This is a genomic window from Bradyrhizobium betae, from assembly GCF_008932115.1.
Taxonomy (GTDB): domain Bacteria; phylum Pseudomonadota; class Alphaproteobacteria; order Rhizobiales; family Xanthobacteraceae; genus Bradyrhizobium; species Bradyrhizobium betae.
In genome coordinates, this window is sequence record NZ_CP044543.1 from 6,446,348 (window position 1) to 6,471,548 (window position 25,201).

A 25,201-nucleotide genomic window follows, 5' to 3' on the forward strand; every position below is an offset into this window, starting at 1 on the left:
CGGCTGATCAGTTCAGGTCAGATGTTTGGGAGGCGGGAAGTCGGTGTCGGGCGCAATGCCGATCAGTGCAGGCTCGCGCTGCGCGATCGGTGCTGAGACGATCTCGGCCGCTGCTCCGGACTGCAGCGGCTGTGCGACAGCAATCGAGAAGCAGCCATGGCAGTGGTGGCCGCCGGGCGCCTTGTGATCGTCATGGCCGGTGGCACCATCGTCGAGGATCGAGGCGATCTCCGAGCCGCCCGAGGGGCTGGTGACATCGATGTCGTGTGCACCGTGAAGCACGCCCGACAGCAGATACATCACCGCGACGAGCACAGCCACGAGCCCGCGCCAGTTGCGCAGGTTCCAAGAGCTGGTGGGGCGGCCGATCGAAATCACTGGGGTCTCGGGTTCTGATCCGCTTGCGGTAGCATGGCCGCCGGAACAGTGTCGACCCGCAATAGTGTTACGTGTGGGGAACTCGATGTCGCACAGCAAGACACGAAAAGGCCCCAGCCCGGTGCTGACCGGCTGAGGCCTTTGTGCTCACTATTTTGATCCTTGGGACTTGAAGCGGCAACGCGCCTCGCGCCGGATACGTTCCGTAGATCGCTGCGATTATTTGCACTGGCCCGTCATGCCCGGGCTTGTCCCGGGCATCCACGTTCTTCGTGCCGCGCGGCGGGCCGTGGATGGCCGGGACAAGCCCGGCCATGACGCTGTGGAGGTATTCGGGCTCGGACTCCAAGGGCCAGCCGCTAAGCCTTTTCCTCCCAAATCATCGCAAGGTGCACAATCGTCTGCACCGCCTTCTCCATGTCCTGACGGCTGACCCATTCCAGACGCGAGTGGAACGCGTGCTCGCCGGCGAAGATGTTGGGGCAGGGCAGGCCCATGAAGGACAGGCGCGAGCCGTCGGTGCCGCCGCGGATCGCGGTGCGCATCGGGCGCAGGCCGGCGCGGCGGATCGCCTCGATGGCGTATTCGAGGATGTGCGGGTGACGGTCGATCACCTGCTTCATGTTGCGGTACTGCTCCTTCACCTCGAATCTGTAGGTCGAACGCGGATAGTCCTTCATCACGTCCTTGACGATGGTCTCGAGCAGGACTTCCTTTTCCTTCAACCCTTCCTCGGTGAAGTCGCGTACGATGAAGGAAAGCGTTGCCTGTTCCAGCGCGCCGTCGATGCCGATCGGATGCAGAAAGCCCTGCTTGCCCGACGTCGTCTCGGGCGAACAGCCTTCCTTCGGCAGTCGCTCGACGATGGCCGCCGCGATCTTGATCGCGTGCTCCATCTTGCCCTTGGCATAGCCGGGATGGGCGCTGACGCCGTTGATGATGATGGTGGCACCGTCGGCCGAGAACGTCTCGTCCTCGACGGAGCCTGCGCTCTCGCCGTCCATGGTGTAGCCGAAATCGGCGCCCAGCTTCTTGATGTCGACATTGTCGACGCCGCGGCCGATCTCCTCGTCGGGCGTGAACAGGATCTTGATCGTGCCGTGCTTCACATCGGGGTTGTTGATGAAGAAGTGTGCGGCATCCATGATCTCGGCGACGCCGGCCTTGTTGTCGGCCCCAAGCAGCGTGGTGCCGTCGGTGGTGATGATGTCGTTGCCGATCTGGTTCTTCAGCGCCGGGTGCTCGGCGAAGCGGATCACCTGGCTGGTATCGCCAGGCAGCGTGATGTCGCCGCCGCGATAGTTCTTCACCATCTGCGGCTTGACGTCCTTGCCGGTCACGTCGGGCGAGGTGTCCATGTGCGAGCAGAAGCAGATCACCGGCACCTTCTTGTCGGTGTTGGCCGGGATCGTTCCATAGACGTAGCCGTAATCGTCGAGATGGGCGTCCGCGATGCCGATGGCCTTCAGCTCGGTGACGAGCACGCGGCCGAGGTCCTTCTGCTTCTCGGTGGAGGGCGAGCTAGGGGATTCCGGATCGGACTGGGTGTCGATGGTGACGTAGCGCAGGAAGCGCTCGGTCACGGTATGCGTGAAGGTGAGGGAGGACATGTCTGGTCAAACCGCCGGGTCTTGGGGAGCAGGGCTTGGGGAAGCAGGCGGTATAGCAGAAAAGCGGGCCGCGCTGCGGCCGGAACGGCGCGGATCAGCCTTAACAAAACGTAGCCGCTCAGATCGCCTCTTTCAGTTCCTTGACCGGGCGGAAGGTGACCTTCTTGCTGGCCTTGATGTGGATGGCTTCGCCGGTGGCGGGATTGCGGCCGGTGCGGGCGGCGCGCTTGCGGACCTGAAGGATGCCAAGCCCGACGATCCGGACCCGGTCGCCCTTCTTCAGGTGCTTGGTGATCAGATCGACCATATCGGTCAGGACGGCCTCGGCGCGCTTCTTGGAGAGGTCCTGGCTGTCCGCAATGTCAGCGGCGAGGTGCTTGAGCGTGATGGTGGCGGGAGCGGCTGCCTTCTTCGCGGAATCCTTCTTGGCCGAATCCTTTTTAGCCGAATCCTTTTTAGCCATGTCTGGCCTCCTCAATGACGGGGAAGCCCCGGAAAAGCCGGGAAAGCGTGGGGATCCCTTTCAGTCGATGAAGACGTAGACGATTCGGACGCGGGCTGACTATGCCGCGGCTCCCAACGGCCGAGGGCAACGCCAGCGCAGCCGTGAAAGGTCACGAGAAGTTTGGGCTAAGACTTTGACGAGATTGCCAAAATGGCGCGAGAGACGGGGCTCGAACCCGCGACCTCCGGCGTGACAGGCCGGCGCTCTAACCAACTGAGCTACTCCCGCGTGGTTCGCTCAAAGCGCGCGGAACGAGGGGGGACTTAAAGGCGGGGCTTGGTGAAGTCAAGGACGTTGCGCTTCGGCCGAGCGCCCCGGCTAAGTATTGCTTTGGAAAACGAAAAGGCCGCCCGGAGGCGGCCATCGATCAACCCGGAACAGGGCGTATCAGCGAATCTGGGACGTTCCCGCGCTCGTCACCACCACCGGCTTGCCGGCCTTGATCACGTGGGTGGACTGGGCGGTCTGGGTGTAATCGGCGTTGGTGCGGGCTGCGATCCCGAAACCGGCCACCGCAATGCCGGCAACCAGCGCTACCACCACGATCTTGAGGTGGGTCGCACGATCAGCAGAGTGAATGGAGTGGTTCATCTGAGCCTCCCGACGGGCTTTGCCGCCGTCTATGGGCTCATGTCTTAAGGACCATCTGTTTCCGGATGGTTTCGCGGGTTCCGCAAAATGGTTTCATCTCTACGCCCGGTTGGTTTCGCCAGGCTTGCGGGTGGAATGGGCCTCAGGCGGCGGCCCGGCCGATATCGTCCCGGATGGTGCGGGCCGCCCAGACGAACAGCAGGGCGCCCAGAACGGTCGTGACCGCCGCCGAGAGCAGCGAATAGCGCACGGCCTCCGCGCCATAACTGCCCTTCAGGGCGTCGTTGACCATGCCGACGGCGAGCGGGCCGACGCCCTGTCCGAAGCAGGTGGCGGTGAGCGCGATCAGGGCGGAGGCGAGTGCACGCATGCTCGGCCTGGCCACGGTCTGCGCGATCGCGAAGATCGGGCCGAGATGGAAGCCGACCAGGAACGAGGTCAGCGCCAGCATGGCGACCATCATCGTGAAATCCTGTGTCAGCATGCACAGCGCGAACACCGGGCCGGCGAGCCCTGAGGTGATCGCGGGCGCCCACAGCTTCCAGCGGTCGTCGCGGCGGCTGATTTGCGCCACCACGAAGCCGCCGAACAGGGTGCCGGCCATGCCGGCGAGCCCCTTGAAGGTGCCGGCATAGGTGCCGATCTCGGCGCTCGACAGGTGGTGCACGCGGGCGAGGAACGGCGGGATCCAGGCCGCGGTCGCGTAATTGGTGTAGGTGGTGAGGCAGAAGCCGATCAGCACGATGATGAAGCTGCGTTGCGAGGCCAGGAAGCGCAGCGTCGGCCCGAGCGGCTCGGGCACGAAGCTCTCCTGCATCGCGCCGCGCTTCGGCTCGGAGATCGTCAGCCACAGGACAATTGCGAGCAGGATACCCGGCAGGCCCGCGACATAGAACGCCGATCGCCAGCCATAGTGCTGGTTGACATAGCCGCCGATGAAATAACCGAGGAAGATGCCGAGATATGTGCCGATGGCGTAGATGCCGAGTGCGCGCGGGCGCTCGTTCTTGGTGAAGAGATCGGCCACGATCGATTGCGAGGCGGGCGAGCCTGCGGATTCGCCGATGCCGACGCCGATGCGCGCCAGCGCCAGCGAGGTCACGCTCGAGGCGGCGCCGCACAGTGCCGTCATCGCGCTCCAGAACGCAAACGCCATGGCGACGATGTTGCGCCGGTTGAGCCGGTCGGCGACACGCGCGATGGGGATGCCGAGCAGGGAATAGAACAGCGCGAAGCCGAAGCCCGCGAGCAGGCCCATCATGGTGTCGCTGAGCTGAAACTCCTTCTTGATCGGCTCGATCAGCACGTTGAAAATCGTGCGGTCGAGGAAGTTCAGCGCGTAGATGATGGTGAGCAGGCCCAGCACGTAATAGCGCCGCGCCGAGGGCTTTGCCGCGGCGGCCGTTGGTACCGACACTTGTGACGTCACATCGACCATCGCATCCCCCCAATTTGTCTTTGTTATCGTTGTCGGTCCAGCCCTCATTGGAGCTGTCTTTTTACGCGTCGCGAATGTAATTCCCCGCTTCGAATTCGACCGGCGGCGCACTTGCGTCAAATGAGACGCCGATCGGGTCGCGATCCGCTTCCATCGCTTCCAGTTGCTCGGCCAGCATGCGCCGGATCATCAGGATGCCGCGGTCGCTTTGGCCGAAATGCTCCTCGGAGTGAACGGTCACTGCGCCCTGGCCGACCTGGGCCTCGTAATCGCCGGGGAATTGCTGGTGCTCTTGCTCGGTCATGTCCCACCAGAACTTGCCGTTGAACTTCGAGCGCATCCGGCCGATGTCGCCTGACGTCTTGACGCGGCCGGCGACATAGATCCGGAAGGACGTGTCGTCGATCGGCAGCGTCCAGCCGATCGACTCGACGCGGGCGAATTGCGCCACGCGCGGATTGGGCACGACGCGCAGGGTGGGCAGGGCAGCTTCGGTGACGCGGTAGAACACCTTCCCGTCGTCCTGCTTGCGGATCGAGCGCACGGCGATGCCGCGCGGCGTCTTGTCGAACGTCACCTCCGGCATCGACGCCATCATGCTGGTGAATTGCGGCCCCGAGAACGAGCCGTGCAACACCGGCACGTGATAGGGATCGACCACGTTCTCGAAGTGCTGCAGCCAGTTGCAGGGGATGACCGCAGGGCCGCCGCCGCCGATTGAGGAATCGTCGGCCTCGACGAACTCGCCGTCGTCCATGTTTTCCAGGCACTCGTAGCGCGGCAGCACCGGGCGTTTCTCGGCCGGGCCCATATAGGCGAAGATCAGCCCGTAGCGCTCCTCGATCGGATACCAGGGCTGGCGCACCTTGTCCTTGAACGCGCCGCCGTCTGGCTCGCAGGGCTGCTCCAGGCAATGGCCCTCGGTGTCGAACTTCCAGCCGTGATAGCAGCAGCGGATGCCATCCTCCTCGACCTTGCCGTAGTAGAGCGTGGTGCCGCGATGGCAGCAGCGGGCGTGCAACAGGCCGGCCCGGCCATGCTTGTCGCGGAACAGGATCAAATCCTCGCCGAGCGCGCGGACTTTCTTCGGCGTGTCGGTGGCGTCGCTGACGAGTCCGACCGGATGCCAGTAGCGGCGTAGCAGCTCGCCCATCGGTGTGCCGCGCGCGACCGACGTGAGCTCGGTGCGCGTGTTCGCGGGCTTCATCGCGTAGGCCGTGCCGAGATCGCGATCCCGCTGGGTAATAGTCATGCTGTTCCTCCCGTCGCGGGCCGCGAGGCAGGCCCGGTCGTCTTGTTTGTTGACCCAATGAAAAATAATTCGATGACAATGTCAACGATATTCAAGACACTTCTGAGTTGTATTTGGATAGTCGCACCTCCGCCGGTCAGCCGGGCTTGGCACGCCCCGGCTTTCTTGGCAGAGGTGGACCATGAGCCAGACACCGAGCGGGGACGGGCGCGCATCGCCCGACGCGGACGAAAGCCATTCGCCAGCGCCGATCACCGTGATACTGTCGTCACGGCTGATGGTGCTCGCCAATCTGCTCAAGCGCGGCGCGATCCTGCGCTACAAGCGCCTCGCCGGATTGTCCTCGGTCGAGTTCGGCCTCGTCGCCTCGCTGGGCCGGCGGCCGCCGATGAGCGTGGCGCGGCTCGCCGAAGCCGTCGGCCAGGACAAGGGACAGATCAGCCGCGCGCTGGCCGGGCTCGTCTCACGCAAGCTGATCGCGAAAGCGGCAAACCCGAAGGACAGCCGCGAGGTGCTGGTCTCGCTGACCCCGGCAGGGCTGGCTGCGCATGACGTGATCGTCGAAGGTGCGCAGGAGCGCAATCGGCAATTGCTGGAGCAGTTGAGCGCGCACGAGTTCGAAATGCTGCTGGCGCAGATCGACCGTCTCACGGCGGCCGCCGAGAAGCTGCTCGAAGCCGAGAAGCTTTCGCGCTGATCTGCTCGCAATTTGCCGACATGGAGTCTTTTCTAAGAGTCTTTCCAAGACTCTTTCTAAGACCTTTTCAATTAGGGAATCCGCGCGCCCTCCCATAAGCGTCGCCGCAAGCGCATGCCGCCGGGGGAACGACGGCATGCGCACGCAAACAGACAGCTTGGGGTGCGCGTTGAACAGTCTTGCTATGCTGCGGTCAGCCGTATTGGCGACCGCGTCCGCTCTCGTATGGGTGCCGCAGGCATCGCTGGCCCAATCGTCGACGCAGAGCGGCGCGCAGAACCTGCCGTCGGTCACCGTCACCGCGCCGGACGCGCGCCGCCGCGCGGCCTCGACCGCGCCGCGCCGTGCGCAACGCCCGGTGCAGAGCGCCAATAGCAGCAAGCCGCAGCCGCAGCGCAATGTCGGCTTCGTCGAGACGCCGCGCGGTCCGGTGCACGGCTACGTCGCCAACCGTAGTTCGTCGGGCACCAAAACCAACACGCCGATCATGCAGACGCCGCAGTCGGTCTCGGTGATCGGCGCCGAGCAGATCCGCGACCAGAAGCCGACCAAGCTGGACGAGGCCCTGCGCTACACCGCCGGCGTGCGCGCCGGCACCTTCGGCGCGGACACGCGCAACGACTGGTGGCTGATCCGCGGCTTCAAATCCGACGACATTGGACTGTTCCTCGACGGCATGCAGCTGTTCTACACGGCCTATGCGAGCTGGCGGCTTCCGCCGTCCAACATGGAGCGGATCGAAGTGCTGCGCGGCCCGTCCGCCGTGCTCTATGGCGGATCGAGCCCGAGCGGCATCGTCAACGTCATCAGCAAGCTGCCTCCGGCCGAACCGGTCCGCACCATCGAGACCGGCGTCAACAATTTCGGCAACGCCTATGTCGGCTTCGATGTCGGTGGTCCCGTCGCGACGCAGCCCAAGGATGGCAAACCGGACGGCAAGCTGTTCTACCGCGTCGTCGGCGAGGTCAGGAATGGTGACAGCCAGGTCAACTTCACGCCTGACAACAATTACTTCATCGCGCCGTCGTTCACCTGGAAGCCGGACGCCGATACGACCTTCGCGGTCCTTGCCTCGGCGTCGAAGACCGACACCCGCGGCATCAACTTCCTGCCTTACAAGGGCACGGTGACCAACGCGCCGTTCGGCAAGATCCCGACCAGCTTCTTCGCCGGCGATCCCAGCGTCGACAAGTTCACGCGCGAGCAGGAGATGCTGGGCTACCAGTTCGAGCGCAATCTCTCCGACGATGTGACGTTCCGGCAGAATGCGCGCTTCGCGCATGTCGACCTGACCTATCGCGGTTACGTCGGCAGCGGTTGGGACAACGCCAATACGGCCACGCTTGCTCGCTACAATTGGTATGCGAAGGACACCGCCAACCAGGCCGATCTCGACAATCAGCTGGAGTATCGCTTCAACACCGGTCCGGTGCAGCACACCATGCTGTTCGGCGTCGACCTGAAAGGCTACCAGATCGACGACTATCAGGCCTTCGGGTTCGGTGTGCCTTCGATCAATGTCCTCAATCCCGCTTACGGTGCTGCCGAGCCTCCGTTGCCGACCGCTCCGTTCCGCAACTTCCAGATCACGCAGAAGCAGGCCGGCACCTATCTCCAGGACCAGATGAAGCTCGGCAACTTCACGCTGGTGCTGAGCGGCCGCAACGACTGGGTCGAGACCACGCAGGCTGCCCGTGACACCGGCGCCACCGTCGGCCAGCGCGACGACAGCAAGTTCAGCGGACGGGCAGGGCTGATCTACAATTTCGACAACGGCATTGCGCCCTACATTTCCTATGCGACGAGCTACAATCCGATCATCGGCCTCAATGCCGCGAACCAGCTGCTCCTGCCGGAGACCGGCCAGCAGGCCGAAATCGGCGTAAAGGTCGCGCCCAAGGGATTTGACGGCTACTTCACCGCCTCGCTGTTCGATCTGAAACGCCAGAACGTGCCGTCCGCCGCGCCGGGCGCCATCGTCACGTTGCAGAACCAGACCGGGGAGGTCACCTCGCGCGGCATCGAGCTCGAAGCGGTGGCCAATGCCACGAAGGAGCTGAAGCTGATCGGTGCGTTCACGGCTTACCATCTCTTCAACAGCAAGGACATCGATCCGTCGGTGATCGGCAAGGCACCGACGAACACGCCCGAGCTCCTGGTCTCGGGCTGGGCCGACTACACCTTCAAGGACGGCCCGCTCGCGGGCTTCGGCTTCGGCGGCGGCGTCCGCTATGTCGGTTCGTCTTGGGCCGACGCAGCCAACACTCTCGAGGTTCCCGCGGTGGTGCTCGGTGATCTCGCGGTCCACTACGAATGGCAGAACTGGCGCACGGCCATCAACGTGATCAATCTCACCGACAAGATCTATGTCGCGAGCTGCGCCTCGGAATCCTCCTGCTTCTACGGCGACCGCCGGCGCGTCACCGCCAGCGTCTCCTACAAATGGTAGGCGAGGCCATCGTGAGCTGACCGGCCACCGGTCGTCTTCCACCACGGGATCGATGAGCTCCCGGGCCATGCCCCCCGGCCCGAGGCTCATGCGAGCGCGGCGCGCACGACGCCAAAGCGAAGGCGCGGCCGCCGCGCTCGCGGTCGATCGGCCGGGGGGGGGCTGAGACATTTCTGCCGGGACAGGGACGAGGACGGGATCGTGCCGGCCGCACCGACGCATTCGCCGGGTGAGCCCCGGCCCCATCGTGATGCATGGCTCGTCTGACCGTTCGCGCCTGTGGATAGGTGTCTTTGCGGACCTGTCCCGCCGACGGCTGCGACCGCCACCGGTCTCCAGGCTGCGCTACTCTGGGGGAGGGGTGGCCAGTATGTCGCCTGGGTGACGGTCGGGGTGGTCATCGCCGGGGGTTGGGTGCGCTGCCGCACCAAAGAACCGGGCCGTTTTCGCGGATGATCCGCGGCAAGTCGCGGTCTCGCGTGTGCGCCGCAATCTCAGAACGGCTGCCTTGCAAAGCCGTGGCTGCCCTTGCTGGCTTCTGCGATCTGCTCCATACCAGCGCCGGGTGATTCCGGGATTTCCACCGTTCTGGGGGCGGCAAAGGGCCTAAAAAGAGCGTGTCTTGCGCCCATTGGTGCACTGCGCTAAGGCTCAGAACAATTCCAAATTGGACGAATCCGTGGCTGTCCCGAGGCTGCGGGAAAAAGGGCTCGTCAATGAGCGGCATTCTGCAGAACTATCTTCCACTCGTCGTCTTCATAGGGGTCGCGGGCCTGATTGGCCTCGTGCTGCTGATCGCGCCGTTTGTCGTGGCGTTCCAGCAGCCCGATCCGGAAAAGCTGTCGGCGTATGAGTGCGGTTTCAACGCGTTCGACGACGCCCGCATGAAGTTCGACGTCCGCTTCTATCTGGTCGCCATCCTCTTCATCATCTTCGACCTCGAAGTGGCGTTCCTGTTTCCCTGGGCCGTGGCGTTCGGCAAGCTTGGCGCGACCGGCTTCTGGTCCATGGTGGTGTTCCTCGGCGTGCTGACGGTCGGGTTCGCCTATGAATGGAAGAAAGGCGCACTCGAATGGGATTGAACCCTGCACCATCGGCCGGTCCGGTCCTCGCGCCGGCCCCCAAGGGCATTCTGGATCCGTCGACCGGCCGGCCGGTCGGTGCCAATGATCCGTTCTTCCTCGAGGTCAACTCCGAGCTGTCCGACAAGGGCTTCTTCGTCGCCGCGACCGACGACCTCATTACCTGGGCGCGCACCGGCTCGCTGATGTGGATGACCTTCGGTCTCGCCTGCTGCGCGGTCGAGATGATGCAGGTGTCGATGCCGCGCTACGACGTCGAGCGCTTCGGCTTCGCACCGCGGGCCTCGCCGCGGCAGTCCGACGTGATGATCGTCGCTGGCACGCTGACCAACAAGATGGCGCCGGCGCTGCGCAAGGTCTACGACCAGATGCCGGAGCCGCGCTACGTCATCTCGATGGGCTCCTGCGCCAATGGCGGCGGCTATTATCACTATTCCTATTCGGTCGTGCGCGGCTGCGACCGCATCGTGCCGATCGACATCTACGTGCCGGGCTGCCCGCCCACGGCGGAGGCGCTGCTCTACGGCGTGCTGCTTCTGCAGAAGAAGATCCGACGTACCGGCACCATCGAACGCTAAGGTTTAAGGTCATGGACGACGCCAAGCTCGACGCCCTGGGGCAGACGATCGTTAGCGCGCTTCCGGGCGCCGCCATCGCTCACGCGGTGGCCTTCAACCAGCTCACGGTTGATGTCGAGGCCAGCAAGATCGTCGAGGTGGTCAAGTACCTCCGCGATGACCCGGGCTGCCGCTTCGTCAACTTCACCGACATCACGGCGGTCGACTATCCGGATCGCGAGAAGCGTTTCGACGTGATCTATCATTTCCTGTCCCCGACGCTGAACACGCGGATCCGGCTCAGGGCCCATGCCGACGAAACCACGCAGGTGCCGTCGCTGATCGAGGTGTTTCCCGGCGCCGACTGGTTCGAGCGCGAGGCCTACGACCTCTATGGCGTGATCTTCGTCGGCCATCCCGACATGCGCCGCCTGCTCACCGATTACGGTTTCGAGGGCCATCCGCTGCGCAAGGACTTCCCGACCACCGGCTTCCTCGAGGTCCGCTACGACGACCAGGAGAAGCGGGTGGTGTACGAGCCCGTCAAGCTCAACCAGGAATTCCGCAAGTTCGATTTCCTCTCGCCGTGGGAAGGGGCTGACTATCCGCTTCCCGGTGACGAGAAGGCGGGACCGAAGGCCTGATCATGAACGAGCAACCCGAACAGCTTCGCAACTTTACCATCAACTTCGGACCGCAGCATCCGGCCGCGCACGGCGTGCTGCGTCTGGTTCTGGAGCTCGACGGCGAAGTCGTCGCCCGCGTCGATCCCCATATCGGCCTGCTTCACCGCGGCACCGAGAAGCTGATCGAGCAGAAGACCTATCTGCAGGCGATCCCGTATTTCGACCGGCTCGACTACGTCGCGCCGATGAACCAGGAGCACGCTTTCTGCCTCGCCGCCGAAAAGCTGCTTGGCATCGAGGTGCCGCGCCGCGGCCAGCTGATCCGCGTGCTCTATTGCGAGATCGGCCGCATCCTCTCGCACCTGCTCAACGTCACCACGCAGGCGATGGACGTCGGCGCGCTGACCCCGCCGCTGTGGGGTTTCGAAGAGCGCGAGAAGCTGATGGTGTTCTACGAGCGCGCCTCGGGCAGCCGGATGCACGCAGCTTTCTTCCGCGTCGGCGGCGTGCATCAGGATCTGCCGCAGAAGCTGGTCGACGATATCGAAGCCTGGTGCGATCCGTTCCTGAAGGTCGTGGACGACCTCGATCGCCTGCTCACCGCCAACCGCATCTTCAAGCAGCGCAACGTCGACATCGGTGTGGTGTCGCTGAAGGAAGCCTGGGAGTGGGGTTTCTCGGGCGTCATGGTGCGCGGCTCCGGCGCGGCCTGGGATCTGCGCAAGTCGCAGCCCTATGAATGCTACGCCGAGATGGATTTCGACATTCCGATTGGCAAGAACGGCGACTGCTACGACCGCTATCTGATCCGCATGGAAGAGATGCGCCAGTCAGTGCGCATCATGAAGCAGTGCCTTCAGAAGCTGAACGCGCCCGATGGCAAGGGGCCGGTCGTCGTCGAGGACAACAAGGTCGCGCCGCCGCGCCGTGGCGAGATGAAGCGCTCGATGGAAGCGCTGATCCACCACTTCAAGCTCTACACCGAAGGCGTTCACGTCCCGGCCGGCGAAGTCTACGCCGCGGTCGAGGCGCCCAAGGGCGAGTTCGGCGTCTATCTCGTCGCCGACGGCACCAACAAGCCCTACAAGTGCAAGATCCGCGCGCCGGGCTTTGCCCATCTGCAGGCGATGGATCACATCTGCCGCGGCCATCTGCTCGCCGACGTCTCGGCCATTCTCGGCTCGCTCGACATCGTGTTCGGAGAGGTCGATCGGTGATGGGCCAGCAGGCGCCAATCCAGTTCGACCGTGCCTCGGGGGCCCTTGATGGGGCCAACCTGTGGGAGCGGACGGCTGCCTTGGCGCTGGTGACGGGATCGAAGATCTCGTCGCACTTCTCGCATATGGGCTACATCGCCTGTGCCAATTTGCTGCGGAAGACGCTGCCCGAGCGCAACATTGCGATCAGGCTCAATCCCGACGCCGTGTTCGAATTCCCCTATGGCGATGGCTACTGGAGCAAGCTGCTCAACCGCTCTTACAACTACGAGGACGAGCTGGAGCTGCTGTTCGCGAACTCCGTCGACGTCGACTACACGCTGCTCGATTGCGGCGCCAATTACGGCTACTGGTCGGTGCTTGTCTCGAGCAGGCCGTTTGGCTCGCACAAAGCGATTGCGATCGAGCCGTCGGGGCAAAACTATCCGAAGCTTGCCAACAACGCCCGCGTCAACGGCAACCGCTTCGAGACCATGAAATGCGCGATCGGCGCGGCCCGCGGCACCGCGCGGCTGTCCGGCACCAAGCACGAGGCCTTCAGCATCGCCGGTGGCGCGTCGGCTGGCGGCGAGGAGGTGCCGGTTATCGCGCTGGACAACCTCATCGACGACGGCAAGGTCACGGCAACGGGCAAGTACCTGATCAAGCTCGACGTCGAGGGCGTCGAGATCGAGGCGATCAAGGGCGGCGCACGGCTGCTGCAGACCGACAGCGTCATCATGTGCGAGGAGCACGGCAGCGACCGTAACCACTCCGTGTCGCGCTTCATCCTCGAACAGACCCCGTTGAAGCTGATCGTGTTCGATCCGCGCAGCAACCGTATGGAGACCGTGACCGAGCTGTCGATCCTCGATCGCATCAAGGTCTCGACCCACGTCGGCTACAACGTTTTCGGCACCGCAAGCGCATTCTGGCAGGACAGGATCAATGCCCTGAATGCGAAAACCGCGCGCCGCATGCAGTGAGAGATTGAGAGATGTCCGTCCGCCGATTAGCACCGAAGGAAGTCCAGCCCGCGAGCTTTGCGTTCACGGACGAGAACCTCGCATTCGCCAAGCAGCAGATCGCGAAATATCCGGCCGGCCGGCAGGCCTCCGCGGTCATCGCGATCCTCTGGCGCGTCCAGGAACAGCATGACGGCTGGGTGTCGGAAGCCGCGATCCGCGCCGTCGCCGACCTGCTCGACATGCCCTATATCCGCGTGCTCGAAGTCGCGACCTTCTACACGATGTTCCAGCTCGCTCCCGTCGGCAAGAAGGCCCACGTCCAGGTCTGCGGCACCACGCCGTGCCGCCTGCGCGGCGCCGAAGATCTGATCCACGTCTGCGAGCACCGCATCCATCACGAGCCCTTCCATCTGTCCAAGGACGGCAATTTCAGCTGGGAAGAGGTCGAATGCCTCGGTGCCTGCGTGAACGCGCCGATGGTGCTGATCGGCAAGGACACCTATGAGGACCTGACCAAGGAAAGCTTTGGCAAGGTGCTCGACGGTTTCGCTTCGGGCAATCCGCCCAAGCCCGGCCCGCAGAACGGCCGCCAGTTCTCGGCGCCGGCCGGCGGCCCGACCACGCTGAAGGAGAGCACCTGATGGGTGATCTCCCCGCCATTGGAGGGAACGAGGCCGTGAAGAAATGGGGCTTCGTCGCCATGCATGCCGCGATTGCGGCCGCTTTCATGTTCCTGCTGCAGCGCTTCTTCCTGAACGCGACGCAGGAGACCAGTCTGCTCTGGGCGCTGATCTTCGCCGTCTGCGCCGCCGGACTTGCCTACAAGCAGTCCATTCGTTGATCGGAAAGCACTGATATGCTCGAGGACAAGGACCGCATCTTCAAGAACCTCTACGGCCTCCACGATTGGGGGCTCGAGGGCGCGCGGCGTCGCGGTGCCTGGGATGGCACCAAGAACATCATCGACAAGGGCCGCGACTGGATCATCAACGAGATGAAGGCGTCGGGTCTGCGCGGCCGTGGCGGCGCCGGCTTCCCGACCGGCCTGAAATGGTCGTTCATGCCGAAGGAATCGACCGACGGCCGGCCGAGCTATCTCGTCGTCAACGCCGACGAATCCGAGCCCGGCACCTGCAAGGATCGCGAGATCATGCGGCACGATCCGCATCTCTTGATCGAGGGCTGCCTGATCGCGAGCTGCGCGATGAACGCGCATGCCTGCTACATCTATGTCCGCGGCGAATTTATCCGCGAGCGCGAGCATCTCCAGGCCGCGATCGACCAGGCCTATGAGGCCAAGCTCGTCGGCAAGGACAACGTCAACGGCTGGCCGTTCGACATCTACGTCGCGCACGGCGCCGGCGCCTATATCTGCGGCGAGGAAACCGCGCTGCTCGAAAGCCTCGAGGGCAAGAAGGGCCAGCCGCGGCTGAAGCCGCCGTTCCCGGCCAATGTCGGCCTTTACGGCTGCCCGACCACCGTCAACAACGTCGAGTCCATCGCGGTCGCGCCGGATATCCTCCGCCGTGGCGCGGCCTGGTTCGCCGGCATCGGCCGTCCGAACAATGTCGGCACCAAGCTGTTCTGCATCTCCGGCCATGTCGAGCGGCCCTGCAACGTCGAAGAAGCCATGGGCATTCCGTTCCGTGAGCTGATCGAGAAGCATTGCGGCGGCATCCGCGGCGGCTGGGACAATCTGAAGGCCGTGATCCCCGGCGGCTCGTCGGTGCGCATGGTGCCGGCCGAGCAGATCATCGACACGCCGATGGATTTCGACAGTCTGAGCAAGCTGCGCTCGGGCCTCGGCACCGCGGCCGTGATCGTGATGGACAAGTCGACCGACCTGATCCGCTCCATCGCCCGCATCTCCTATTTCTACAAGCATGAGAGCTGCGGCCAGTGCACGCCGTGCCGCGAGGGCACGGGGTGGATGTGGCGCGTTCTGACCCGCATGGCCGATGGCCGCGCCCACAAGCGCGAGATCGACATGCTGCTCGAGGTCACCAAGCAGGTCGAAGGCCACACCATCTGCGCGCTCGGCGACGCAGCCGCCTGGCCGATCCAGGGCCTGATTGCGCATTTCCGTCACGAGATCGAAGCGCGCATCGACGAATATTCGCACAAGGCCGACATCGACGATATCGGCGTCCGCGATCCCGTGAACATGGTCGCGGCGGAGTAAGAGACATGACCAAGCTCATCATCGACGGCAAAGAGATCGATGTGCCCGCCGAGTACACGCTGCTTCAGGCGTGCGAAGCGGCCGGCGCCGAGATTCCGCGCTTCTGCTATCACGAGCGGCTGTCGATCGCCGGCAATTGCCGGATGTGCCTCGTCGAGGTGAAGGGCGGCCCGAAGCCGGTCGCAAGCTGCGCCTGGGGCGTGCGCGACTGCCGTCCGGGCCCGAAGGGCGAGCCGCCGGAAATCTCCACGCGTTCGCCGATGGTGAAGAAGGCACGCGAAGGCGTGATGGAATTCCTTCTCATCAACCATCCGCTGGACTGTCCGATCTGCGACCAGGGCGGCGAGTGCGATCTGCAGGACCAGGCAATGGGCTATGGTGTCGACACCAGCCGCTTTGCCGAGAACAAGCGCGCCGTCGAGGACAAGTATCTCGGCGCGCTGGTCAAGACCTCGATGAACCGCTGCATCCAGTGCACGCGTTGCGTCCGCTTCTCGGCGGAAGTCGCGGGTGCGCCTGAAATGGGCGCCACTGGCCGCGGCGAGGACATGGAGATCACCACCTATCTCCAGCACGCGCTGACGTCGGAGTTGCAGGGCAACCTCGTCGACATCTGCCCGGTCGGCGCGCTGACCTCGAAGCCTTACGCGTTCGCCGCGCGCCCGTGGGAGCTCGGCAAGACCCAGTCGATCGACGTGATGGACGGCGTGGGATCTGCGATCCGCGTCGACACCCGCGGCCGCGAGGTGATGCGGGTGCTGCCGCGCATCAACGAGGCCGTGAACGAGGAATGGATCTCGGACAAGACCCGCCACATCATTGACGGCCTGCGCACCCAGCGTCTCGACCGGCCTTATATCCGTGAAGCCGGCAAGCTGCGTGCGGCGAGCTGGCCGGAAGCCTTCGCCGCGATCGCTGCGAAAGCGGCGCGCACCGACGGCAAGCGCATCGGCGCCATCGCGGGCGACCTCGCCGGTGTCGAGGAGATGTTCGCGCTGAAGGACCTGCTGTCCAAGTACGGCTCGAGCAATCTGGCGGTGCAGGGCGGCGATGCCTTCGATCCCGCGCTCGGCCGCGCCTCCTACATCTTCAATCCGACGCTGGTCGGCGTCGAGCAGGCCGATGCGCTGCTCATCGTCGGCGCCAATCCGCGCAAGGAAGCGGCCGTGTTCAACGCCCGCATCCGCAAGCGTTGGCGTGCCGGCGGCTTCAAGGTCGGCGTGATCGGCGCCAAGGTCGATCTGACCTACGATTACGACCATCTGGGCGCTGGCACCGAGACGCTCGGCGAGCTCGCGGCCGGCAAGCACTCCTTCATGGATGTGCTGAAGAGCGCCAAGAATCCGATCATCCTGGTTGGCGCAGGCGCGGCCTCGCGTCACGACGGCGCCGCCATTCTGGCCGCCGCCGCCAAGCTCGCGCTCGACGTCGGCGCGCTCAAGGACGGCTGGAACGGCTTTGGCGTGCTGCACGAGACTGCGTCGCGCGTCGGCGCGCTCGATATCGGCTTCTCCGCCACCGCGGGCGGCCTGAACGCGGCGCAGATGACGACGTTCGGCACGCTGGACTTGCTGTTCCTGCTCGGCGCCGACGAGATCAAGGCGCCGGACGGCACCTTCGTCGTCTATATCGGCACCCATGGCGATCGCGGCGCGCACCGTGCCGACGTGATCCTGCCGGCTGCCGCCTACACCGAGAAGTCCGCGATCTACGTCAACACCGAAGGCCGCGTGCAGATGACGGGACGAGCCGCATTCCCGCCGGGCGAAGCCCGTGAGGACTGGGCGGTCGTCCGCGCGCTGTCGGAGGCGCTCGGCAAGAAGCTCGGCTACGACTCGCTTGCCGCGCTGCGCCAGGCGATCTTCAAGGCCGTGCCGCATCTGATCCGTCTCGACCAGATCGAGGCCGGCTCCGCCGACCAGATCAAGAAGCTGGCGGGGAAAGGCGGTTCGCCGGAGAAGGCGCCGTTCAAGCCTGTTATCGAGGACTTCTATTTGACCAACCCAATCGCGCGTGCGTCCGCCGTGATGGCGGAATGTTCGCGGCTTGCCTCCGGGCAGATGCTGACCGCAGCGGAGTGAGCCGATGGAATTCTTCGAAAGCGCATTCTGGACCGGGTTCCTCTGGCCGCTGATCATCATGATCGCGGAGAGCGTGCTGGTGCTCGTCGTCCTCTTGGTCGCGATCGCCTACATCCTGCTCGCCGACCGCAAGATCTGGGCTGCCGTGCAGATCCGCCGCGGTCCGAACGTGGTCGGCCCCTGGGGCCTGCTGCAGTCCTTCGCCGACCTCTTGAAGTTCGTGCTGAAGGAGCCGATCATTCCGGCTGGCGCCAACAAGGGCGTGTTCCTGCTGGCGCCGTTAGTCTCGTGCGTGCTCGCGCTCGCGGCTTGGGCGGTGATCCCGACCAATCTCGGCTGGGTGATCTCCGACATCAATGTCGGTATCCTCTTCATCTTCGCGATTTCGTCGCTGTCGATCTACGGCATCATCATGGCCGGCTGGTCGTCGAACTCGAAATATCCGTTCCTGGCGGCGCTGCGCTCGGCAGCGCAGATGGTGTCCTATGAAGTCTCGATCGGCTTCGTCATCATCACCGTGCTGCTCTGCGCCGGCACGCTGAACCTGTCGGCGGTGGTCGAGGCCCAGCATGCGCGCGGTCTTGCCAGCCTGATCGGGCTGCCGCAGCTGACCATCCTGAACTGGTACGTCTGGCCGCTGTTCCCGATGTTCGTGATCTTCTACGTCTCGGCGCTGGCGGAGACCAACCGTCCGCCCTTCGACCTCGTCGAAGCGGAATCCGAGCTCGTCGCCGGCTTCATGGTCGAATACGGCTCGACGCCGTACCTGCTGTTCATGCTCGGCGAGTATGTCGCGATCGTCACGATGTGTGCGATGGCCACGATCCTGTTCCTCGGAGGCTGGCTGCCGCCGGTGGACCTGCCGCCCTTCAACTGGGTGCCGGGGATCATCTGGTTCTCGCTCAAAGTCTTCTTCATGTTCTTCCTGTTCGCGATGGCAAAGGCGATCGTGCCGCGCTACCGCTACGACCAACTGATGCGCCTCGGCTGGAAGGTGTTCCTGCCGCTGTCGCTGGCGATGGTGATCGTGGTGGCCGGCGTGCTGCATTTCGCCGGCATCGCGCCGAAGTGAGGGCCGTCATGGGTATCAACATCAACGCCACTGCACGCTCGCTTCTGCTGTCGGAATTCGTCTCGGCGTTCTTCCTCGCCATGCGCTATTTCTTCCAGCCGAAGCCGACGCTGAACTATCCGTTCGAGAAGGGCCCGATCTCGCCGCGCTTCCGCGGCGAGCATGCCCTGCGCCGCTATCCCAACGGCGAGGAACGCTGCATCGCCTGCAAGCTGTGCGAAGCCGTGTGCCCGGCGCAGGCCATCACCATCGAGGCCGGCCCGCGCCGCAACGACGGCACCCGCCGCACCGTGCGCTACGACATCGACATGGTGAAGTGCATCTATTGCGGCCTCTGCCAGGAGGCATGTCCGGTCGATGCCATCGTCGAAGGTCCGAACTTCGAGTTCGCGACCGAGACCCGCGAGGAACTGTTCTATGACAAGGCCAAGCTGCTCGCCAATGGCGACCGCTGGGAACGCGAGATCGCAAAAGCGATCGAGCTCGATGCGCCGTACCGGTGAGATGAGAGCATGATCCTTCCCGCGCTGTTCTTCTATCTCTTCGCCGGCGTCTGTGTCGCCTCGGCGGTGATGGTGATTGTCTCGCGCAATCCCGTGCACTCCGTGCTGTACCTGATCCTGGCCTTCGTCAACGCCTCCGGCCTGTTCGTGCTGATGGGCGCCGAATTCCTCGCGATGATCCTGATCGTCGTCTATGTCGGCGCCGTCGCGGTGCTGTTCCTGTTCGTGATCATGATGCTCGACGTCGACTTCGTCGAGCTGCGCGAAGGCTTCATCCAGTATCTGCCGGTCGGTGTCGTGATTGGCGGCATCTTCCTGTTCGAGCTGCTGCTGACCGTCGGCGCCTGGGTCATCAACCCCAGCGTCAGCAAGACCATTACGGCGCCGATCCCGACCAACGTCTCGAACACCGAGGCGCTTGGCCTCGTGCTCTATACGAAGTACGTCCACTACTTCCAGCTCTCGGGCATGGTGCTGCTGGTCGCCATGATCGGTGCCATCGTGCTGACGCTGCGGCACAAGGCGAGCGTGAAGCGGCAGGACATCAACGTTCAGAACGCGCGCACGCCGGAGATGGCGATGGCGATGCGCAAGGTCGCGCCGGGGCAGGGGCTCCAGGACAGCGACGCGGCGGAGTGGGTGAAATGACGATCGGGCTCGGACATTACCTGGCGGTCGGCGCGATCCTGTTCACGCTCGGGATCCTCGGCATCTTCCTGAACCGCAAGAACATCATCGTCATCCTGATGTCGATCGAGCTGATCCTGCTCGCGGTCAACATCAACCTCGTCGCATTCTCGACCTTCCTCGGCGACATCGTCGGCCAGGTCTTTGCGCTGCTGGTTCTGACCGTTGCGGCTGCTGAAGCCGCGATCGGTCTCGCCATCCTGGTGGTCTATTTCCGCAACCGCGGCTCGATCGCGGTTGAGGACGTCAATCTGATGAAGGGCTGAGCTCAGTCATGGTCCAGGCAATCGTTTTTCTGCCTCTGCTGGGCGCCGTTCTGGCTGGCCTGATCGCGCTGTTCGGCGCGCATGCCCGTAACCCCTCAGGCGACACGGTCGAGCATCACGACGACCACGGTCATGGCGACGCCCATGCGGCGGCCGCCCACGACCATGGCCATGACGATCATGGTCACGACGACCACGGCCATGACGACCATCACGTCTCCGAGCCGCCGGCGGCGGGCTCGCGCGGCGCCGAGCTGATCACCACGGCATTGCTGTTCGTCTCGGCCGCGCTGTCCTGGATGACGCTGGTCGATGTCGGCTTCATGCACCACGATGTCAGGATCCAGCTTTTGCCCTGGATCTTCTCGGGCGACCTCCAGGTCTGGTGGACGCTGCGGGTCGACACGCTCACCGCCGTGATGCTGGTGGTGGTGACCACCGTGTCCTCGCTCGTGCATCTCTATTCCATCGGCTACATGGACGAGGATCCGAACCGGCCGCGCTTCTTCGGCTATCTCAGCCTGTTCACCTTCGCCATGCTGATGCTGGTGACCGCGGACAATCTGGTGCAGCTGTTCTTCGGCTGGGAAGGCGTGGGTCTGGCCAGCTACCTGCTGATCGGCTTCTGGTACCAGAAGCCGTCGGCGAACGCCGCGGCGATCAAGGCCTTCGTGGTCAACCGCGTCGGCGACTTTGGTTTCTCGCTCGGCATCTTCGCAATCTTCTACCTGACGAGTTCGACGGATTTCGAGACCATCTTCCACCAGGCGCCGAGCCTCACCGGCAAGACCATCAACTTGTTCGGCTGGCATGCCGACGCGCTGACGCTGACCTGCCTGTTCCTGTTCATGGGCGCGATGGGCAAGTCGGCGCAGTTCCTGCTGCACACCTGGTTGCCAGACGCGATGGAAGGCCCGACGCCGGTGTCGGCGCTGATCCACGCCGCGACCATGGTCACTGCCGGCGTCTTCATGGTGGCCCGCCTGTCGCCGCTGTTCGAGCTGGCGCCGAACGCGCAGGCCGTCGTGATGTTCTTCGGCGCGACCACCGCGTTCTTCGCGGCGACCGTCGGCCTCGTCCAGAACGACATCAAGCGCATTGTCGCCTACTCGACCTGTTCGCAGCTCGGCTACATGTTCGTGGCGATGGGGGCGGGGGCCTATTCGGTCGGCATGTTCCACCTGTTCACGCACGCCTTCTTCAAGGCGTTGCTGTTCCTGGGCTCCGGCTCGGTGATCTACGCGATGCACCACGAGCAGGACATCCGCAACATGGGCGGCCTCTGGAAGAAGATCCCCTACACCTATGCGGTGATGGTGGTCGGCACCCTGGCGCTGACCGGTTTCCCGCTGACCGCGGGCTATTTCTCCAAGGACGCGATCATCGAAGCCGCCTACGCCTCGCACAATCCGTTTGCGATCTACGGCTTCCTGATGACGATCATCGCCGCCGGCCTGACCTCGTTCTACTCTTGGCGCCTGATCTTCAAGACCTTCCACGGCGAGCCGCATGACGAGCATCACTATGAGGCCGCGCATGAGGCTCCGATCTGGATGCTGATCCCGATCGGCGTGCTCGCAGTCGGCTCCTTCGTCGCGGGCCTGCCGTTCAAGGAACTGTTCGCCGGTCAAGGCATCGAGGAGTTCTTCCGCGAGTCCGTGAAGATGAACCCGCACATCATCGAGGAGATGCACCACATCCCCGAGCACATCGCCTTCCTGCCGACGGTGATGATGGTGCTGGGCTTCCTGGTGTCGTACCTGTTCTACATCCGCCGGCCTTACTTGCCGGTCGAGCTCGCGAACACGCAGCCGATGCTGTACAAGTTCCTGCTCAACAAATGGTACTTCGACGAGCTGTACGACCTCATCTTCGTCCGTCCGGCGAAGTGGATCGGCTACCAGCTCTGGAAGAAGGGCGACGGCTTCATCATCGACGGCCTCGGCCCCGATGGCGTCTCCGCCCGCGTGCTGGACGTCACCCGCAACGTCGTCAAGCTCCAGACCGGCTATCTCTATCACTACGCCTTTGCCATGCTGATCGGCGCCGCCGGCCTGATCACCTGGTTCATGTTCGGCTTTGGAGGCCAGTAAATGACGACCTGGCCCATTCTTTCGGTCACGACGTTCCTGCCGCTGGTCGGTGCGCTGATCGTCTATCTCAGCCGTGGCGATGACGAGGCCGCCCGGCGCAATTCACGCTGGATCGCGCTCTGGACCACGCTGATCACCTTCGCGGTGTCGGTGCTCCTGGTGCTGCGCTTCGATCCGTCCAACCCGGACTTCCAGTTCGTCGAGAAGGCGAACTGGCTGGCGACCGGCATCACCTACCACATGGGCGTGGACGGCATTTCGCTGCCGCTGGTGATCCTGACCACCGCGATCATGCCGTTCTGCATCATCGCGAGCTGGAAGTCGGTCACGAGCCGGGTCCGCGAATACATGATGGCGTTCCTGATCCTGGAAACGCTGATGATCGGCACCTTCTCGGCGCTCGATCTCGTGCTGTTCTACCTGTTCTTCGAGGGCGGCCTGATCCCGATGTTCCTGATCATCGGCATCTGGGGCGGTCCGCGCCGGGTCTACGCCTCGTTCAAGTTCTTCCTCTATACGTTCCTCGGCTCGGTGCTGATGCTGCTCGCCATCATGGCGCTTTACTGGAACGGCGGCACCACTGACATCCCGACCCTGATGCACACGGCCGTGCCGCGCGGCTTGCAGACCTGGGCGTGGCTGGCCTTCTTCGCCTCCTTCGCGGTGAAGATGCCGATGTGGCCGGTGCACACTTGGCTCCCCGACGCGCACGTCGAGGCGCCGACGGCCGGCTCGGTGGTCCTGGCCGCGATCATGCTGAAGATGGGCGGCTACGGCTTCCTGCGCTTCTCGCTGCCGATGTTCCCGCTGGCTTCGCACGACTTCGCGCCGCTGATGTTCACGCTCTCCGCCATCGCTATCATCTACACCTCGCTGGTGGCGTTGATGCAGGAGGACATGAAGAAGCTGATCGCGTACTCCTCGGTCGCGCATATGGGCTTCGTCACCATGGGCATCTTCGCCGGCACCATGCAGGGCGTCGCGGGCGGCGTGTTCCAGATGATCTCGCACGGCATCGTCTCCGGCGCGCTATTCCTCTGCGTCGGCGTCGTCTACGACCGCATGCACACCCGCGAGATCGCGGCCTATGGCGGCCTCGTCAACCGGATGCCGCTCTACGCGCTGGCCTTCATGGTCTTCACCATGGCCAATGTCGGTCTGCCCGGCACCTCCGGCTTCGTCGGCGAGTTCCTGACGTTGCTCGGCACCTTCAAGGTCTCGATCCCGACCGCGTTCTTCGCCACCTTCGGCGTGATCTTCTCGGCCTGCTACGCGCTGTGGCTCTACCGCAAGGTCGTGTTCGGCGCGCTGGTCAAGCCGTCGCTGATGAGCATGAAGGATCTCACCTTCCGTGAGTGCGTGACGCTGTTCCCGCTGCTCGCGCTGACGATCCTGTTCGGCGTCTGGCCGAAGCCGGTGCTGGACATGTCGGCCGCCTCGGTCCAGCAACTCGTCAACAATTACAACACCGCTGTGACGGCCGTGAAGGCCGCCGCGCTGCTCCCGTGAGCAGGCAGGTCAGGATATCGCCATGAGCTTTGAGACTGCAGGTTATCAACTGGCGCCGGTGCTGCCCGAGCTCGTGCTCGCGATCGGCGCCATGGCACTGCTGATGCTGGGCGCCTATCGCGGGCAGGAGACCACCAAGGCGGTCACGACGCTCGCGGTCCTGCTCCTGGTCGTGGTCGGCGTGCTCGAATACATGGTGCCCGCGGGCAAGCAGGTGACCTTCGGCGGCAGCTTCATCGTCGACGATTTCGCCCGCTTCATGAAGATCCTGGCCCTGATCGGATCGGGCGTGACGCTGATCCTGTCGGCCGAGTTCCTGTCCGACCCGTCGCGCCGCATCTTCGAATACGCCATCCTGGTGCTGCTCTCGACGCTCGGCATGATGGTGCTGATTTCGGCCGGCGATCTGATCTCGCTCTATCTCGGCCTCGAGCTGATGTCGCTCGCGCTCTACGTCGTGGCGGCCTCGAACCGCGACAACGCCAAGTCGACCGAAGCCGGCCTGAAGTACTTCGTGCTCGGCGCGCTGTCCTCGGGCATGCTGCTCTACGGCTCCTCGCTGATCTACGGCTTCACCGGCACGGTCAGCTTCACCGGCATCGCCGCGGCCGCGACCGTCTCCAATGTCGGCCTCGTGTTCGGCCTCGTCTTCCTGCTCGCCGGTCTCTGCTTCAAGGTTTCGGCCGTGCCGTTCCACATGTGGACGCCCGACGTGTACGAGGGCGCGCCGACGCCGGTCACCGCCTTCTTTGCGTCCGCACCGAAGGTCGCCGCGCTCGCCGTCTTCACCCGCGTCACGCTGACCGCTTTCCCGGGTATCGTTTCGCAGTGGCAGCAGATCCTGGTGTTCGTCGCGATCGCCTCGATGGCGCTCGGCTCCTTCGCCGCGATCGGCCAGACCAACATCAAGCGCCTGATGGCCTATTCCTCGATCGGCCATATGGGCTTCGCCCTGGTCGGGCTCGCCTCCGGCACGCTGGAAGGCGCGCAGGGCGTGGTGATGTACATCGTGATTTATGTCGCGATGACGCTGGGCTCGTTCTCGATCATCCTCGCCATGAAGCGCAACGGCCAGGCCGTGGAGCAGATCAGCGACTTCGCAGGCCTGTCGCGGACCAATCCGCTGCTCGCCTTCATGTTCGCGATGCTGCTGTTCTCGCTTGCGGGCGTGCCGCCGCTCGCCGGCTTCTTCGGCAAGTGGTACGTCTTCGTCGCCGCCATCAAGGCCAATCTGTTCACGCTCGCCGTCATCGGCGTGCTGACCAGCGTGGTCGGCGCCTACTACTATCTCTCCATCGTCAAGACGATGTATTTCGACGCGCCGGCGGGCCAGGTCGATCCGGTGCGCATCGAGGTGAAGACGGTGCTGGCCGTGTTTGGCCTGTTCAACATCCTGTTCGCGCTGTTCGCGGGCCCGGTCGTGACCGTGGCCTCCGCCGCGGCAAAGTCGCTGTTTTAG

At 64.1% G+C, this 25,201-nt stretch carries 24 protein-coding genes and 1 tRNA gene; 18 read left to right on the top strand and 7 right to left on the bottom strand.

The features are described 5' to 3' along the window. Positions 1–12 precede the first annotated feature (12 nt). The 7 genes from F8237_RS31090 to F8237_RS31125 form a co-directional block, all read right to left on the bottom strand. Entirely contained in the window at positions 13–321 is a 309-nt protein-coding gene (locus tag F8237_RS31090) for a hypothetical protein (RefSeq protein WP_374761616.1), read from the bottom strand. Positions 322–737: 416 nt separating this feature from the next. After that, complete coding sequence (pepT, locus tag F8237_RS31100) at positions 738–1,988, bottom strand: peptidase T (RefSeq protein WP_151649914.1); 1,251 nt, start codon at positions 1,986–1,988, stop codon at positions 738–740. A 118-nt stretch (positions 1,989–2,106) separates the two neighbouring features. Further along, complete coding sequence (locus tag F8237_RS31105) at positions 2,107–2,451, bottom strand: HU family DNA-binding protein (protein WP_151649915.1); 345 nt, start codon at positions 2,449–2,451, stop codon at positions 2,107–2,109. A gap of 193 nt (positions 2,452–2,644) precedes the next feature. Then, a tRNA-Asp gene (locus F8237_RS31110) sits at positions 2,645–2,721 on the bottom strand. Between the two features lie 159 nt (positions 2,722–2,880). Continuing rightward, on the bottom strand, positions 2,881–3,084 hold the full coding sequence (locus F8237_RS31115) for a hypothetical protein (protein ID WP_151649916.1): 204 nt from the start codon (positions 3,082–3,084) through the stop codon (positions 2,881–2,883). Between the two features lie 142 nt (positions 3,085–3,226). Beyond that, on the bottom strand, positions 3,227–4,522 hold the full coding sequence (locus F8237_RS31120; protein WP_151649917.1) for a spinster family MFS transporter: 1,296 nt from the start codon (positions 4,520–4,522) through the stop codon (positions 3,227–3,229). 61 nt (positions 4,523–4,583) lie between these two features. After that, positions 4,584–5,774, bottom strand: a complete 1,191-nt coding sequence (locus tag F8237_RS31125) for an aromatic ring-hydroxylating dioxygenase subunit alpha (protein WP_151649918.1) — start codon at positions 5,772–5,774, stop codon at positions 4,584–4,586. 181 nt (positions 5,775–5,955) lie between these two features. Here F8237_RS31125 and F8237_RS31130 point away from each other — a divergent pair, with 181 nt between their 5' ends. The 18 genes from F8237_RS31130 to nuoN all read left to right on the top strand — a co-directional run bounded on the left by F8237_RS31130 (position 5,956) and on the right by nuoN (position 25,201). Then, positions 5,956–6,471: a MarR family winged helix-turn-helix transcriptional regulator gene (locus tag F8237_RS31130; protein WP_151649919.1), complete on the top strand. Its 516-nt coding sequence runs from the start codon at positions 5,956–5,958 to the stop codon at positions 6,469–6,471. A gap of 184 nt (positions 6,472–6,655) precedes the next feature. Next, positions 6,656–8,920 carry a TonB-dependent siderophore receptor gene (locus F8237_RS31135; RefSeq protein ID WP_162006428.1) on the top strand — a complete coding sequence of 755 codons (2,265 nt, stop codon included), beginning with the start codon at positions 6,656–6,658 and terminating at the stop codon, positions 8,918–8,920. A 716-nt stretch (positions 8,921–9,636) separates the two neighbouring features. Further along, entirely contained in the window at positions 9,637–10,002 is a 366-nt protein-coding gene (locus F8237_RS31140; protein WP_151649921.1) for an NADH-quinone oxidoreductase subunit A, read from the top strand. After that, on the top strand, positions 9,999–10,580 hold the full coding sequence (locus F8237_RS31145; RefSeq protein ID WP_374761618.1) for a NuoB/complex I 20 kDa subunit family protein: 582 nt from the start codon (positions 9,999–10,001) through the stop codon (positions 10,578–10,580). Before F8237_RS31140 ends, F8237_RS31145 begins: the two co-directional genes overlap by 4 nt. 11 nt (positions 10,581–10,591) lie before the next feature. Next, complete coding sequence (locus tag F8237_RS31150; RefSeq protein ID WP_151649923.1) at positions 10,592–11,203, top strand: NADH-quinone oxidoreductase subunit C; 612 nt, start codon at positions 10,592–10,594, stop codon at positions 11,201–11,203. 2 nt (positions 11,204–11,205) lie between these two features. Continuing rightward, on the top strand, positions 11,206–12,402 hold the full coding sequence (locus tag F8237_RS31155; protein ID WP_151649924.1) for an NADH-quinone oxidoreductase subunit D: 1,197 nt from the start codon (positions 11,206–11,208) through the stop codon (positions 12,400–12,402). Next, the gene (locus F8237_RS31160; RefSeq protein WP_151650735.1) at positions 12,402–13,367 is read left to right on the top strand and encodes an FkbM family methyltransferase; all 966 of its coding nucleotides are present in this window, start codon (positions 12,402–12,404) and stop codon (positions 13,365–13,367) included. The genes F8237_RS31155 and F8237_RS31160 overlap by 1 nt, the downstream gene beginning before the upstream one ends. Positions 13,368–13,378: 11 nt before the next feature. Further along, positions 13,379–13,990 carry an NADH-quinone oxidoreductase subunit NuoE gene (nuoE, locus tag F8237_RS31165; RefSeq protein WP_151649925.1) on the top strand — a complete coding sequence of 204 codons (612 nt, stop codon included), beginning with the start codon at positions 13,379–13,381 and terminating at the stop codon, positions 13,988–13,990. Continuing rightward, positions 13,990–14,190, top strand: a complete 201-nt coding sequence (locus F8237_RS31170; RefSeq protein ID WP_151649926.1) for a hypothetical protein — start codon at positions 13,990–13,992, stop codon at positions 14,188–14,190. The genes nuoE and F8237_RS31170 overlap by 1 nt, the downstream gene beginning before the upstream one ends. A gap of 15 nt (positions 14,191–14,205) precedes the next feature. Further along, a complete protein-coding gene (nuoF, locus tag F8237_RS31175) occupies positions 14,206–15,531 on the top strand; it encodes an NADH-quinone oxidoreductase subunit NuoF (protein WP_151649927.1) in 1,326 nt (441 codons plus the stop codon). Between the two features lie 5 nt (positions 15,532–15,536). Beyond that, on the top strand, positions 15,537–17,612 hold the full coding sequence (nuoG, locus tag F8237_RS31180) for an NADH-quinone oxidoreductase subunit NuoG (RefSeq protein ID WP_151649928.1): 2,076 nt from the start codon (positions 15,537–15,539) through the stop codon (positions 17,610–17,612). 4 nt (positions 17,613–17,616) lie between these two features. Then, entirely contained in the window at positions 17,617–18,684 is a 1,068-nt protein-coding gene (gene nuoH / locus F8237_RS31185; protein WP_151649929.1) for an NADH-quinone oxidoreductase subunit NuoH, read from the top strand. Positions 18,685–18,698: 14 nt separating this feature from the next. After that, positions 18,699–19,187: an NADH-quinone oxidoreductase subunit NuoI gene (gene nuoI, locus F8237_RS31190; RefSeq protein ID WP_026232873.1), complete on the top strand. Its 489-nt coding sequence runs from the start codon at positions 18,699–18,701 to the stop codon at positions 19,185–19,187. Positions 19,188–19,196: 9 nt separating this feature from the next. Beyond that, the gene (locus tag F8237_RS31195) at positions 19,197–19,835 is read left to right on the top strand and encodes an NADH-quinone oxidoreductase subunit J (RefSeq protein WP_151649930.1); all 639 of its coding nucleotides are present in this window, start codon (positions 19,197–19,199) and stop codon (positions 19,833–19,835) included. Beyond that, complete coding sequence (gene nuoK, locus F8237_RS31200; protein ID WP_015685769.1) at positions 19,832–20,140, top strand: NADH-quinone oxidoreductase subunit NuoK; 309 nt, start codon at positions 19,832–19,834, stop codon at positions 20,138–20,140. Before F8237_RS31195 ends, nuoK begins: the two co-directional genes overlap by 4 nt. A gap of 8 nt (positions 20,141–20,148) precedes the next feature. After that, positions 20,149–22,233 carry an NADH-quinone oxidoreductase subunit L gene (gene nuoL, locus F8237_RS31205; protein WP_151649931.1) on the top strand — a complete coding sequence of 695 codons (2,085 nt, stop codon included), beginning with the start codon at positions 20,149–20,151 and terminating at the stop codon, positions 22,231–22,233. Then, entirely contained in the window at positions 22,234–23,742 is a 1,509-nt protein-coding gene (locus F8237_RS31210; protein WP_151649932.1) for an NADH-quinone oxidoreductase subunit M, read from the top strand. 22 nt (positions 23,743–23,764) lie between these two features. Beyond that, positions 23,765–25,201, top strand: coding sequence for an NADH-quinone oxidoreductase subunit NuoN (nuoN, locus tag F8237_RS31215; RefSeq protein WP_151649933.1), 1,437 nt, complete (start codon positions 23,765–23,767; stop codon positions 25,199–25,201).